The organism is Rhodococcus sp. PSi06 (assembly GCF_054960675.1).
On the sequence record NZ_JBHNYO010000026.1, the window covers coordinates 1 to 12,550 of the forward strand.

Below are 12,550 nucleotides of genomic sequence, written 5' to 3' on the forward strand. Positions count from 1 at the left end.
TCTCGGCGGCACCGATTACGACCCCGAGCAGTCCAAGCTCTCCGACGTCGCCCAAGCCGCGATGATCACCAACCTGCTCACCGAGGACAACCTGCCCTCCTACCACCGTGAGATCGCCGAAAATTTCTCCCGCGACGGTGCCTGGGGCACCTGGGTCGGGCGTTGGACCGCCGAAGAGAACCGCCACGGCATCGTCATGCGCGACTACCTCGTGGTCAGCCGCGGCGTCGATCCCGTCGCCCTCGAAGAAGCCCGCATGATCCACATGACCAACGGCTACGCATCGCCGGCTGGATCACAGGTCGGTCTGCTGCACTCGGTCGCGTACGTCACTTTCCAGGAGCTCGCCACCCGCGTCTCGCACCGCAACACCGGCAAGGTCTGCGACGACCCGATCGCCGACCGGATGCTCCAGCGCATCGCCGCCGACGAGAACCTGCACATGATCTTCTACCGCAACATCACCGGCGCGGCGATGGACATCTCCCCCGATCAGACGTTGCAGGCCGTCTCCGACATCGTCACCAACTTCGTCATGCCCGGTGCCGGGATGCCGAACTTCCGCCGCAACGGTGTGCTCATGGCCAAGCACGGCATCTACGATCTGCGTCAGCACCTCGAAGACGTCGTCTGGCCGGTCCTGCGCAAGTGGCAGGTCTTCGAGCGCAACGACTTCACCGCCCGCGGTGAGAACAAGCGTGAAGAACTCGCCGCGTTCCTCGAAGACCTCGAACGCCAAGCCACCAAGTTCGAGGAAATGCGAGACCGCTCCCTCGCCCGCGAACGCGCCAAGGCCGAAGCCCGCGCTTCCTGACCTGGCCGACGTGAGCGGAACTTCGTAGTCTGCTACGAAGTTCCGCTCACATAGGGTGTGGTGTGAACGAATTCTGGGACCGCATCTCCGCGGTGAGTCCTGATCCGCCGGTGTGGATCGTCCAAGTTGCTGCCGTGCTGGCGCTCGTGATTGTCGTGTTGCCGCAGACCTGGCGGATCGCGCGCAACGTGGTGACCATTGCCCACGAGGGCGCGCACCTGTTCGTCGCGTTGATCACCGGGCGTCAGCTGATGGGTCTGCGATTGCACTCCGATACCTCGGGCGTCGCGATCTCGAAGGGCAAGCCCACCGGGCTCGGCGTCATCGCGATGACCTTCGCAGGCTACGTCGGTCCGTCGTTGCTCGGCCTCGGGGCCGCTCTCGTGCTGGGTACACAGCGGGCCTCGGCGGTGTTGTGGCTCGGCATCATCTCGATTGCGCTGATGCTGTTGATGATTCGCAACATCTACGGACTGCTCTCGCTCGTGACCGTCGGTGGACTGTTGTTCGTCGTCTCCTGGTGGGGCACCGGGGAACAACAGGTCGCCGCGGCATACTTCATCACGTTCTTCCTGCTGATCGCCGGTCCACGGCCGGTCCTCGAGCTGCAGAGATCACGCAGCGCCGGACGGGCGCGAGACTCCGACGCCGATCAGCTCGCTCGACTGACCTTTCTGCCGGGAATCGTCTGGGTCGGGCTGTTCCTGCTCGTCACCGTGGGTTCATTGGCCTTGGGAGCGTGGCGCATTCTCGTTCCGGTGGAGTAATCGTCGCGCTGTTCGGGTGCGAAATCCCTCGCTCAGTGAGGGATTCTGCACCGAATCTGGGCCAGAACAGAATCGGGCCGCTCCACCAGATCAGCCCAGGTATACCGCAACACCGTCCAGTCGCGGCTGAGCTCGTTCTGGCGGTGCCGGTCATTCTGAAACACGGTTGCGTCGCTGTGGAACGCCCACCCGTCGATCTCGATTGCCAGTCGCACGGCGGGGAACGCGACATCGATGACGAAACTGCCGTAGCGGAAGTTCGCCACCCAGCCGGTAATTCCTGCGTCCGTCAGCAGCCGAACGATAATCCGCTCCGCCTCGGACCGAGCGCCTCCTTCGGCTGCCTTCAGCAGCCGACCAGCGGCCGCTGAGCCACGCCGGCCCGAATTGCGAGCGTGTGCGGCACGAAGCGCGCCGATGCTCGTGTGACGCCCGAGCGCCCGATCCATGACGCCGACGCCACCCGCTGCACTGACCGCGGCCTCCAGGACGGTGAGCGCAATTGCTGTGACGCGTACGCCTTTCCGGACGATCACATCGGAGAACGCCAGATCCCGTCGTCGCACACGGGTGCCGGGTAATGCGTGTGACCGTCCGCAACGTGGAGTGGTGACCTCCAGGATTCCGGACAGTTTCGGTTCGAGGTCGAGCCAGAAAGCTGCGGTCATCCCCGAAGCAGCGGCACCTGCTCCGGAACCCCACACCGCGCACCGCACTCGGGCGCGATCACCGAACTCACGATTGCAGGCGAAGTAGACGTTCGGGGCTTTGCGCTCCCACGAGCCGGAGCGGACGCGTCGCTCCACCTGCTGCCGTGACAGTCCGCACGCCATCGCCTGGGCACCGGTGATCACGCCGTCCTGGGCACTGAGAACATCGTTGAGCATGCGAGTATGACGGTGCAGCGGCCACGACGGTTCCCTGACCGGAATCGGGTGTTGAAACCCTCGCTGATCGCAGATTTTTGCACCGAACGCTAGAACACCACCCACAGCAGTGATGCGACGGCGAAGATCGCCAGTCCCAGTGTGGTTTCCATGACGGTCCAGGTCTTGAGAGTCGTCTTTTCGTCCATGCCGAAGAAGCGGCTGACGAGCCAGAAGCCGGAATCGTTGACATGGGAGAGAACGGTGGCTCCGGCAGCGAGTGCGAACACCAGCAGCGCAATCTTGAAGTTGCTCAGACCGAGCTCGGCAACCTGCACCGAGATCAATCCGGCGGTGGTGGTGAGAGCGACGGTCGCCGAACCCTGCGCGACGCGCAGCGCGGTGGCAATCAGGAAGGCCTGCAACAAAATCGGCAGCCCGAGATCGGACAACGATGCGGTGAGAGATTGCCCGATGCCACTGGCCCTCAGCACTCCACCGAACATGCCGCCCGCACCGGTGATCAGGATGATCGAGCAAATGGGCCCCAGAGCCTGATCCATGTACTTGGCACCGTCGGCGACCGGGAAGCGTCCCGGCGCGAGGATGAACAGCGCCAGGAGCAGCGTGATCAGCAACGCGATGGGTGTCTGTCCGATGAGGGTCAGCGCAGCGGCCCACGTTTCGTCTCCGGTCAGCACGCCGGACGTGGTCAGAGTGTTGACGACGGTGTTGAGCGAAATGAGCACCAGTGGCGTCAAGAGGATGAACAGCACTGCAGCGAACTTCGGAGCCGGGTCGCGGAGTGCGGCCATCTCTTTGTCGTGTTCCTCGGAATTCCCTGATCCATCCGCTAAGAGGTCTGCGGGCGCGGTGACGAATCGTTTGCCGAGCTGGGTACCGACGAGATAGGAACCGACGAACCAGGCGACCACGGCGACGGGAACGCCGACCAGTAGAACGGGTCCGATGTCTCCACCGAGGAGGTCGGTGGCCGCAACTGGTCCCGGGTGTGGGGGAACGATGGCGTGCATGGCGGCGAACGCCCCGGCCGTCGGCAGGGCGTAGAGCAGCACCGACCCGCCGAAGCGTCTGGCGACCGTGAAGATGATGGGCAGAAAGACGACGAGACCGGCGTCGAAGAAGATGGGGAAGCCGAAGATGAGTGCCGCGACACCGAGGGCGAGCGGTGCACGCTTGGCACCGAAGCGGTTGATCAAAGTGTCGGCCAATACTTGAGCGCCACCGGTGATTTCGAGCAGTCGACCGACCATGACGCCGAGAGCGACCAGAAGTGCCACAGAGCCGAGGGTGGAACTGAAGCCCGAGAGCAGTGCCGATGGCACGTCTGCCAGTGGAATCCCTGCGGCGACAGCGGTGACCGCGCTGACCAGGACGAGGGAGACGAAGGCGTGCAGCTTCACCTTCATGATCAGGAACAGCAGGATCGCGACGGCTGCGGCGGCGATCAGCAGCAGGGGCGTCGTTCCGTATGCCGGTTCAATGGGGTCCATCGATGTACCTCGTCCGCTCGGTCCGAATTTCGACCATAACGGACACTCCGGCGTCTGCGCTGCGTTTATCGAGCACGCAGTGGGGTGTGAAGTTTGGGTGGGAGTAGCGTGCGGGTATGAGTGATGGGGATCACGTACTGGGTGGGGATCGTTCCGAGCAGCCGACGAAGGAAGCACTGCGCGAGCAAGCGCAGCGCTACGCCGCGTCGGCGCGGCTGAAGATGAAGGAGCGACGTGCGAAGGCGTCGGGTGGCCTCGGAGCCGTGGTCGCCGATCGGGCCGGCGACTGGGACCTCGATGACCAGGACACCGAGGCGATGGACCGTCAGCAGAAGCTGTGGAACGGGGTGATGGATCGCTACTTCCGTATGGAGATCGACGGATGGGAGACCATTCCCGAATCACCGGTTCTCGTGGTCGGGGTGCATTCGGGAGCGCCGTTCGTCTGGGACGCGTGGACCGTCGGCGCGCAGTGGTGGCGACACTTCGGTGAGAAGCGCATCCTGCACGGCACCGCACACGACGCCTTGATGGCATTCCCACTGATCGGCAAAGTCTTTCGATCGATGGGCGTACTTCCTGCAGCACCGGACTCGATGTCGACCGCGTTGGCCGAAGGTCGGGACGTCATCGTGTGGCCGGGCGGTGAGGTCGATTCTCTGCGTCCCTGGAGCAAGCGTGACGAGGCGACGCTCGGTGGTCGAACCGGTTTCATCAAGCTCGCCATTCGAATGGGAGTACCCATCGTTCCGGTCGCGACCGTGGGAGGGGCCGACGCGATGCCGGTTCTCATTCGCGGTGACAAACTGTCGAAGGCGTTGAAGCTGGACAAGATTGCGCGTTTGAAGGTCTTTCCCATCGCTATCTCGCTCCCGTGGATCATTGCGCCGGCGGCGCTCCCGCAGATTCCGTTGCCCGCGAAAATCCGCACCCGATTCATGCCGCCGGTCGAACTCGATCACGATCCGGCGCGGTGCGACGACGAGGCGTACGTCGACGCGAAGTACGAAGAGGTGCGGGCCAGTATTCAGGCAGGTATGGACGAGCTTGCGAGGAAGCGCAAGTTCCCGGTGTTCGGCTAGTTCACGCGCGCCGACCATCGCGGACCGTAGCTGACCGCGATCGTTTCTAGCGTCTCCTCTCGTACGGATTCACCGATACGACGAGGGGCGCGACATGATCGAAACATCGGGATTGACCAAGACTTTTCGGCAGGGCAAGAAGACCGTCGAGGCGGTGCGCGGCATCGATCTGACGATCGGTGAGGGAGAGCTGGTCGCTCTCCTCGGCCCCAACGGTGCGGGCAAATCGACCACGCTGCGAATGCTGACCACGCTGCTCGCACCGACGTCGGGTTCGGCCCGGATCGCAGGGTTCGACGTGCGCAGGGATCGAGATCGAGTCCGCCGCAGCCTCGGCTATGTGGGGCAGGGCAACGGAGCGGGGCACAACCAGCGCGTCCACGACGAGCTCGTCGTGCAAGGGCAGTGCTACGGCATGACTCGTCACCGGTCACGAACTCGCGCAGACGAATTGATCGATGCTCTCGAACTGGGCGAACTCCGGTCGCGTACCGTCTCAACTCTCTCCGGCGGGCAGCGTCGACGACTTGACATCGCCCTGGGGCTGGTGCACAGACCGGCATTGTTGTTCCTCGACGAACCGACCACCGGCATGGACCCGCAGAGTCGGGCCAACCTGTGGGATCACATCCTCCGGCTGCGACGCGAGATGGGTACGACCATCGTTTTGACCACCCACTACCTCGACGAGGCCGATTCGATGGCCGAGCGGGTGATCGTCGTCGACCACGGAACCGTCATCGCCGACGACACGGCCACGGCACTGAAATCGGAACTGGCCGGTGATCTGATCGTCCTCACCGTCTCCGACGCGGCGTCGCTCCTCCCGCTACTCGACGGAATCGACGGTGTCAGAGACATCACGAGATCGGGTTCGCGGTTGAACATTCGAGTCGGGCGGGCCGAGGTGGTGCTTCCGAAGGTGCTGCGGCTCAGTGAATCTCGCGGAATCGAAGTGTTGACGGCCGACATGACCAGACCGACTCTCGACGATGTGTTTCTCGGACTCACCGGCCGCAGTCTTCGGGAGAGCCACGCGGCGCTCGACAACGCAAGCGCGGCAGGAGAACTCCGATGAACGTTCTCTCCGGAAGCGCCCTGGTGATGGGGCGGGAATTGCGTCCGATGGTGCGCGATCCGTTCACTGTCATCTTCAGTCTCGTTCAACCGCTGATCCTGCTGGCACTGTTCGGCCCGCTGCTCACGGATGTCCCCGGTCTCGGAGACGGAAGTGTCTGGGACTGGTTCGTGCCGGGCGTGCTCGCGATGATCACCATCTTCGGTACCTCCATGACCGGCTCGAATCTGCTGGCCGAGCTGCAGCAAGGTTCGCACGAGCGAATGTTGGTCACCCCGTTGCCACGATCGGCTCTGCTCGTCGGGCGGGCGTTCAAGGAAATGGTGCCGCTCGCTGCTCAGGCCGTATTGATCGTTCTGGTCGCATTGCCGCTCGGCCTGTCCGTGAATCCGTTCGGTGCCGTCGTGGGAATCGTGCTGCTCGGGGTGTTCGGCGTCGGGCTCGGCGCGTTGTCCTACGCGTTGGCTTTGGCTGTGCGCGGGCAGGATTGGGTGTTCTGGTCCATCCAGCAGACCCTGATGTTTCCGCTGCTCATCCTTTCCGGCACCATGCTTCCGCTGACCGCTGCCCCGGGATGGATGCAAGTCCTGGTGAATCTCAATCCTCTCGGCTATCTGGTCGATGCCGAGCGTGCACTGTTTGCCGGCGAGTTCACCGGTTCGACGGTGACGGCAGGAGTCGTTGCGGCCGCGGTCACCGCGGCAGTCGGACTGGCCGTCGGGATCCGGGCTATGGGATCTTCGCGGGTGTGAGGCTAAGCTCGCGTCATGGATCGGCCTGCGGTAATTCTCGAAAACGATATGACCGTGTACGACTTCTATCTGCGGCATCAGCAGAATCGTCAGGTTGCGAGGCTGGCCTACGCCGCTCTCGCCCGGCGCTTCCGTCCGAGGGTGTCGTATCCCGAGGGTGCCCGGGAGGAGTTGCGGCGGCTGGTTTACGACAACACTCGTCTGCTCATCGCGGTCAATCACCTCACCGAGAGTGATCCGTACACCCTCGCAGCGGCGGCGTGGGCGTCGCCGCTGCGTCCGGTGATCGGGCGTACCAGGGTATTGGCCAAGGACGAGCTGTTCCAGGAACCCAAGCAGCGCAAGCGAATCGACATGATGGGCGGCATTCCCGTCTTCCGTGGCAAGAATCATGGAATGCGCGCCGTCAGCGCTGCGGGCAACCGGATGATGGATGTCAGTGCCGAGCGCATGAAGCGGGGCGACGATCTCGCAGTGTTCCCCGAGGGCACCTGCAACCTCGAGGATCCGACGACGGTGCAGCACGTCGGCAGCGGAATCGGCCACATCGCGATGCGAGCCCGGAAACTCGGCGTCGAGCCGACCTTGATCTGCATAGGACTGAGCTACGGCCCCGGCTCGGCCAAGGTGAAGCAGGCGAGCGTCTACATCGACACTCCCATCACCGATCTGCCCCAGAAGCCGATCGACATCACTCGGGTGGTGGCCGAGGGAATGCAGAAAGCACTCGATGGCGCGGTGGCGGCGTACTGACGCGGCTGTCGAGCTTCCGAACCGCTCTGAAGGTTGGCCAATTAGTCTGTCGTCGGTAATGTCCGATAGGTTCGTATCGGCAAGACGGAAGGCTTTTACTGGTGACACACGATCGTGTCCGGTTGACTTCACTACTGCTTGCGGCACCATATTCCGAGACAACTCATGCCGGTGGTCGGTATGTTCTCGCGCATGCCAAAGCCCTGGCGGCGGAACTATCGACGGTTTTCTATGTTCCAGACTTTCCTGACAACCAATGTGCAGCCGAGCAGGTTTGGACGGAAAATATCGACATTCGACTCCTTGGGTATGGGGCCTCGCGGTTCGATGGCTTTGTCCACTGGCTAGCCGGGTTGGTTGATGCATACGGCTGGGGCGTGCCCTTCAGCCGAGCGGCGCGCCGTGATCCCGAGCTGCGTCGACGGCTCCAGAGATCCAACATTGTCGAATTGCAGTGGATGGAATACATCCGGATGGCTGGCTGGATACGCAAGATTGCACCGCAGGCTCGCCTGATCGGAGTGGTTCACGATGTGGTCAGTCAGCGAATTGCCAGGCAGGCGTCCACTTCGGAGCATTTCTTCGTCCGCATCACTGCGGGACCACTGGCGCGGATCAACCGGGCGCGAGAACGACGCTGGTTGTCCCAACTCGACACGGCAATTGTTTTGAGTCAAAAAGATGCTGAGCTCGTCGCGGCGGAAAATCCTACCTGTGTGATCGAGGTCGTCCACCCTGATCTGGAGGAACCAGGGATGTTCGATCTCGTCGGTCCCAACCGCGTGGACGGTAAGAACGTGGTCTTTGTCGGTGCGTTCGCACGGATCGAAAATGAAACTGCAGCAATGCATCTCATGGATAAAATTTGGCCGAGTGTAATCGCTGAACACCCGGACGCCCATCTCATGATTGTCGGTGCGCGGCCGTCGGATCGAATGCAGCATGTCGCCGCCTCGCAGCCCTCGATCACGGTGACCGGATTCGTCGAATCAATCGTTCCTTTTTATCGCTCAGCGCACTGTGCCGTGATACCGCTGCGTACTGGGGCGGGCGTCAAATTCAAAACGATCTCAGCAATGCTGTGGGGAGTCCCAGTCGTTTCCACCCACGTGGGGACTGAGGGTATCGGGCCTGATTCGCTGTTCCATACCGTCGCCGACACCGACGACGGTCTGATCGATGGACTTGTGCGATGCCTCGCCGACGACACCGCATTCGTCGATGCAGACACCACCCGGCACTGGGCTCGCGCGCGGTTTACCCGCATTCCGTTCGAGAAACGGTTACGCGAGATCTACCTCGACGCGGGGAGGAGGACGGCTCGATGACAACCTTGTTCTGGTGGAGCCCGATGAGAATGAGGCCACTGCTCCGACAGGAATTGAAATTCAACGGGGCCGGTTGGGCCCGCTTCGTTGCCGCGTCGCGCGCACCGATACGTAACTTCGGCGACGAGTTGGCGCCGTTGGCCTTCGAGTTCGCGACCGGTCGAAAGCCTGTCTGGGCTCCAGCACCAGAGGCCGATGTGGTGGGGATCGGATCTATCCTCGAGTTCTATTTTTACTGTGGTGGCGAATCTGCTCAGGTGTGGGGAACCGGTTTTCGCGACGCCGCGGCAATCCCCGACTGGATGCGTTTGAAGATCGAGCGGCTCGGAAAGATCCATGCTGTGCGTGGGCCGGCAACAGCTGCAGCGCTGGGAGGCACGTCGAACGTACCGTTCGGTGATCCCGGCGTGCTCGCATATGCATTACCTCGCCGCCCCCAGCGCCGCCGCGCCAAGGTATTCCTCCCACACTTCCGGACCTGGATGTCGCAGACAGGACGAGCCGAGTTGCGTGCGGCGGATCGGGCAGGGTTCTCCATCGTGGCACCCAATACCGACCCGAGGACCGTGATCGGGTCGATAGAGTCCGCGGACCTCGTGGTCACGTCCTGTCTACACGGACTCATTGTCGGACATTCTGTGGGCACTCCTACGCAACTGGTGGACATTCCCTCGAGCGGGAACGACGAACCGACGTTCAAGTACAACGATTATCTCGACACCGTCGGATTGCCGCTCGATCGGCTCCCAGCGCGCGACGCGTTCAACACCCACCCGCCGCGTCAGCTCATCGACAAGTTAGAACCGTTGGTAGCGCCCGCCCAAGGCGCATGCAGCCGCATGGGTGACGGCCTCGACGCTGCCGTACGAGGGCTGTGATGCTGGCCTGGTAGAAACAGGTGACCGATCGTAGCGGCAACTTTTCAGGAGATACTCGTGAGTGATCAGATCAAAACGGCCATTGTCACCGGTAGTGCACGTGGCATCGGTGCGGCAGTGGCCAAACGTCTGGCCAAGGATGGTTTCGGGGTGGCCGTGGTCGATCTGGACGAGGCCGCGTGCAGCGACACCGTCGGGGCTATCGAGTCCGCAGGTGGGCAGGCGGTTGCCATCGGAGCGAACGTGGCGGACGAAGAGTCGGTGCAGGCGGCAGTCGACCGCATCGCGAGCGAGTTCGGTGCTCCGACCGTCCTGATCAACAATGCCGGCATCACCCGCGACAATCTGCTGTTCAAGATGACCGTGCAGGATTGGGATTCCGTTCTCGGCGTGCACCTGCGCGGCTCGTTCCTGATGACGCGTGCGGTGCAGAAGCACATGATCGACGCCAAGTGGGGCCGGATCGTCAACCTATCCAGCACCTCCGCCCTCGGTAACCGTGGCCAGGCCAACTACTCCGCGGCCAAGGCCGGCATGCAGGGATTCACCAAGACCCTCGCCATCGAGCTCGGAAAGTTCGGCGTCACCGCCAACGCCATCGCCCCCGGATTCATCGAGACCGAGATGACGGCAGCAACGGCGGAGCGTGTCGGAATGTCGTTCGACGACTTCAAAGCTGCTGCAGCGTCGCAGATTCCGGTCAATCGCGTCGGGCATCCCGACGACATCGCGCACCTCGCGTCGTTCTTCGTCAGCGAGGGTGCCGGCTTCATCTCGGGTCAGGTCGTTTACGCAGCCGGCGGTCCGAAGGACTGACGCCTGCGACGGCGTGGATGGACCATTCACCTGCCCAGACGGGTGTGAATGGTCCATTCACCGGGACGGTCGACTACGGCAGGATCGAGTCGACGTAGCCGCCGTCGACGCGTAGTGCGCCCCCGGTGGTTGCGGAGGCTTGCTCCGAACTCAAGTAGACGATCATGTTGCCGATTTCCTTCGGCTCGATCAGGCGTCCGATCAGCGACTGTGGCCGGTGCTCCTTCATGAATTGCGCCTGTGCCTCGTCCCAGGGCAGTTCGTCGCCGACGAGTTCGGCGACGAATTTCTCGACGCCTTCGGTATGGGTAGGCCCGACGATTTCGGAGTTCACCGTAACTCCGGTCCCGGCAGCAGCTTTCGCGAATCCACGGGTCACCGCCAACAGTGCGGTCTTCGTCATTCCGTAGTGAATCATTTCCTCGGGAATGACTACCGCGGAATCGCTGCAGATGTTCTGAATTCGGCCCCAACCGGATTCGGTCATGGCCGGCAGATACGTCCGGATGAGTCGGATGGCCGAGAGCACGTTGACCTCGAAATAGCGACGCCACTCGTCGTCGTCGATATCGAGTGCAGGCTTGGCGCCGAAGATTCCGAGATTGTTCACCAGAATGTCGACCACCGGGACCGTGGCGAGCAGCGTCTCGACCCCGTCGGCAGTCGCGAGATCTCCTGCCACGACGATCACTCGTGCGCCGGGTACCTCGGTGAGCAGTTGTGCTTCGGCCGCATCGAGTGCGGATGCGTTGCGTCCGTTGAGTACGACCCGTGCACCGGCACGGGCCAATTCGGTGGCAATTGCCAGTCCGATGCCTTGGCTGGAGCCGGAAATCAATGCCGTCCGACCGTCGAGGTCGATGTTCATGAAGCCTCCCTGTGTTGTGGAACGGCTCCAGTGTGCGCCTTTCGAAGACGTGAATGGTCCATTCACCGGCCCTGCACCGCTCCCCAAAAGTTGGACTGAGTAATTCAGTTCCGACTATTGGGGAGCGTGTGTATGCGTGTACGAAGTTCGCTTACCGAGGATCAGCGGGTTGCGGCGGTAGCGTTGTTCGAGGAGGGCCGTGGGTCGTCCTCGGTCGCTGCGCAGTTGGATATCGGGTCGTGGGCGGTGAGGAGTCTTCACGACCGTTGGCGGGTTCGAGGCGGGAGCGTGTTGGTGGAGAAGCCGGACCGAAAGAAGTTCTCGTTCGAGTTCAAACTTGCTGTGGTGCAACGTTTTCTGGCGGGTGAGAGCAAGATCGAGTTGGCGCGTGAGTACGGTCTGTCGTCGGGGAAGATCATCGAACCGTGGGTGCGTGCGTATCGCCGCGACGGCGACGAGGGATTGCGTCCCAAGAGTGCGGGTCGACCGCCGAAACAGTCGACGGCAGATGCCGATGGGGCCGGTGAGCTCGACCGCCTCCGTGAGGAGAACGAGCGGCTGCGCACTCAGGTGGCGTATCTGGGAAAATTGCGGGCCTTGAGGGAACAGGGACGACGGTGAAGGTTCTCGCTGTCATCGCCCTCAAGGCTCAGTACCGCTTCGATGTGTTGCTCGACGTCGCCGGCTTGGCCCGCTCGACGTTCTTCTACCGTCAGGCGCAGTTGCGTCGACCCGATCCGAAGGCTGCGTTGAAAGCGGCGGTGAGCAGTGCGTTCGAGAACAATCACGGTCGTTACGGGCATCGGCGCGTGCACCGAGTCCTGGTCGACGCGGGGTGGCGGGTGGCGAAGAAGACCGTGCTCGCGGTGATGCGTGAGCTCGGGTTGGCGTGTGCTGTGCGGCGCCGTCGACGGTATGTCTCGTATCAGGGTCAGGTCGGGGCGGTCGCGGCGAACATCCTCGACCGTCAGTTCACGGCGGCGGCCCCGAATCAGAAGTGGGTCACCGATGTCACCGAGTTCCGGGTCGGGGAG

At 62.7% G+C, this 12,550-nt stretch carries 14 protein-coding genes; 11 read left to right on the forward strand and 3 right to left on the reverse strand.

Annotated features, from left to right (window positions below):
* The coding region (locus tag ACFI9K_RS24740) for an acyl-ACP desaturase (protein WP_462665959.1) at positions 1–814 on the forward strand (814 nt) is incomplete at its 5' end.
* A gap of 62 nt (positions 815–876) precedes the next feature.
* On the forward strand, positions 877–1,581 hold the full coding sequence (locus ACFI9K_RS24745; protein WP_462665960.1) for a M50 family metallopeptidase: 705 nt from the start codon (positions 877–879) through the stop codon (positions 1,579–1,581).
* Positions 1,582–1,613: 32 nt separating this feature from the next.
* On the opposite strand, the gene ACFI9K_RS24750 is transcribed toward ACFI9K_RS24745, so the two are convergent.
* Entirely contained in the window at positions 1,614–2,468 is an 855-nt protein-coding gene (locus ACFI9K_RS24750; protein WP_462665961.1) for a type IV toxin-antitoxin system AbiEi family antitoxin domain-containing protein, read from the reverse strand.
* A gap of 89 nt (positions 2,469–2,557) precedes the next feature.
* Positions 2,558–3,961 carry a GntP family permease gene (locus tag ACFI9K_RS24755; protein ID WP_462665962.1) on the reverse strand — a complete coding sequence of 468 codons (1,404 nt, stop codon included), beginning with the start codon at positions 3,959–3,961 and terminating at the stop codon, positions 2,558–2,560.
* Between the two features lie 116 nt (positions 3,962–4,077).
* Between ACFI9K_RS24755 and ACFI9K_RS24760 the strand changes: the two genes are divergently transcribed.
* The 7 genes from ACFI9K_RS24760 to ACFI9K_RS24790 all read left to right on the forward strand — a co-directional run bounded on the left by ACFI9K_RS24760 (position 4,078) and on the right by ACFI9K_RS24790 (position 10,648).
* Positions 4,078–5,043, forward strand: a complete 966-nt coding sequence (locus ACFI9K_RS24760; protein ID WP_462665963.1) for a lysophospholipid acyltransferase family protein — start codon at positions 4,078–4,080, stop codon at positions 5,041–5,043.
* A gap of 94 nt (positions 5,044–5,137) precedes the next feature.
* The gene (locus ACFI9K_RS24765; RefSeq protein WP_462665964.1) at positions 5,138–6,121 is read left to right on the forward strand and encodes an ATP-binding cassette domain-containing protein; all 984 of its coding nucleotides are present in this window, start codon (positions 5,138–5,140) and stop codon (positions 6,119–6,121) included.
* Positions 6,118–6,873, forward strand: a complete 756-nt coding sequence (locus tag ACFI9K_RS24770; RefSeq protein ID WP_462665965.1) for an ABC transporter permease — start codon at positions 6,118–6,120, stop codon at positions 6,871–6,873. Before ACFI9K_RS24765 ends, ACFI9K_RS24770 begins: the two co-directional genes overlap by 4 nt.
* A 15-nt stretch (positions 6,874–6,888) precedes the next feature.
* On the forward strand, positions 6,889–7,626 hold the full coding sequence (locus ACFI9K_RS24775) for a 1-acyl-sn-glycerol-3-phosphate acyltransferase (protein ID WP_462665966.1): 738 nt from the start codon (positions 6,889–6,891) through the stop codon (positions 7,624–7,626).
* 122 nt (positions 7,627–7,748) lie between these two features.
* Positions 7,749–8,954: a glycosyltransferase gene (locus ACFI9K_RS24780; protein ID WP_462665967.1), complete on the forward strand. Its 1,206-nt coding sequence runs from the start codon at positions 7,749–7,751 to the stop codon at positions 8,952–8,954.
* Positions 8,951–9,832: a glycosyltransferase family protein gene (locus ACFI9K_RS24785; protein ID WP_462665968.1), complete on the forward strand. Its 882-nt coding sequence runs from the start codon at positions 8,951–8,953 to the stop codon at positions 9,830–9,832. The genes ACFI9K_RS24780 and ACFI9K_RS24785 overlap by 4 nt, the downstream gene beginning before the upstream one ends.
* 57 nt (positions 9,833–9,889) lie before the next feature.
* Positions 9,890–10,648, forward strand: coding sequence for an SDR family oxidoreductase (locus ACFI9K_RS24790; RefSeq protein ID WP_222091689.1), 759 nt, complete (start codon positions 9,890–9,892; stop codon positions 10,646–10,648).
* Positions 10,649–10,721: 73 nt separating this feature from the next.
* Here the strand turns inward: ACFI9K_RS24790 and ACFI9K_RS24795 are convergent, their stop codons facing one another.
* Complete coding sequence (locus tag ACFI9K_RS24795; protein ID WP_462665969.1) at positions 10,722–11,516, reverse strand: SDR family NAD(P)-dependent oxidoreductase; 795 nt, start codon at positions 11,514–11,516, stop codon at positions 10,722–10,724.
* Between the two features lie 132 nt (positions 11,517–11,648).
* Here ACFI9K_RS24795 and ACFI9K_RS24800 point away from each other — a divergent pair, with 132 nt between their 5' ends.
* Positions 11,649–12,137, forward strand: coding sequence for a transposase (locus ACFI9K_RS24800; protein ID WP_462665970.1), 489 nt, complete (start codon positions 11,649–11,651; stop codon positions 12,135–12,137).
* Positions 12,134–12,550, forward strand: a 417-nt coding sequence (locus tag ACFI9K_RS24805) for an IS3 family transposase (protein ID WP_462665971.1), incomplete at its 3' end; no start/stop codon positions are given. The genes ACFI9K_RS24800 and ACFI9K_RS24805, both read left to right, overlap by 4 nt.

Bases quoted from the DNA above. Each gene is read 5' to 3' on its own strand.
- ACFI9K_RS24750 (WP_462665961.1), bottom strand. From the start codon at position 2,468: ATGCTCAACGATGTTCTCAGTGCCCAGGACGGCGTGATCACCGGTGCC.
- ACFI9K_RS24755 (WP_462665962.1), bottom strand. From the start codon at position 3,961: ATGGACCCCATTGAACCGGCATACGGAACGACGCCCCTGCTGCTGATC.
- ACFI9K_RS24760 (WP_462665963.1), top strand. From the start codon at position 4,078: ATGAGTGATGGGGATCACGTACTGGGTGGGGATCGTTCCGAGCAGCCG.
- ACFI9K_RS24765 (WP_462665964.1), top strand. From the start codon at position 5,138: ATGATCGAAACATCGGGATTGACCAAGACTTTTCGGCAGGGCAAGAAG.
- ACFI9K_RS24770 (WP_462665965.1), top strand. From the start codon at position 6,118: ATGAACGTTCTCTCCGGAAGCGCCCTGGTGATGGGGCGGGAATTGCGT.
- ACFI9K_RS24775 (WP_462665966.1), top strand. From the start codon at position 6,889: ATGGATCGGCCTGCGGTAATTCTCGAAAACGATATGACCGTGTACGAC.
- ACFI9K_RS24785 (WP_462665968.1), top strand. From the start codon at position 8,951: ATGACAACCTTGTTCTGGTGGAGCCCGATGAGAATGAGGCCACTGCTC.
- ACFI9K_RS24795 (WP_462665969.1), bottom strand. From the start codon at position 11,516: ATGAACATCGACCTCGACGGTCGGACGGCATTGATTTCCGGCTCCAGC.
- ACFI9K_RS24800 (WP_462665970.1), top strand. From the start codon at position 11,649: ATGCGTGTACGAAGTTCGCTTACCGAGGATCAGCGGGTTGCGGCGGTA.